Annotated in this window: 1 pseudogene; it reads left to right on the top strand. The window is 25.0% G+C overall.

Features of this window, described 5'->3' with window-relative positions:
- Window positions 1–220: pseudogene (locus BT993_RS07150) on the top strand (coproporphyrinogen III oxidase); the annotation flags it as partial.

The raw sequence follows: 220 nt of genomic DNA, 5'->3' as shown, positions 1-220 counted from the left end.
GAGGTATATACTGAGGCTAAAAAATTAAGTTTAGATATTAATATGGACTTTATAATAGGCTTACCACTTGAAAGTACTGAAGATGTATTAAATACTTTAGAACAGTTTAGAAAGTATAATCCAGAAAATGTAACTTTTCACTATCTTGCAATGAAAAAAGCATCTACATTAACAAAGAATAAGTACTTTAAAGAAGATTTGTTAAATCATGAATTAATAA

This window comes from Streptobacillus ratti (assembly GCF_001891165.1).
GTDB classification, from domain to species: Bacteria; Fusobacteriota; Fusobacteriia; order Fusobacteriales; family Leptotrichiaceae; genus Streptobacillus; species Streptobacillus ratti.
Note: the sequence above shows the minus strand (reverse complement) of the source record. Positions and strands in the feature narration are given on the sequence as shown.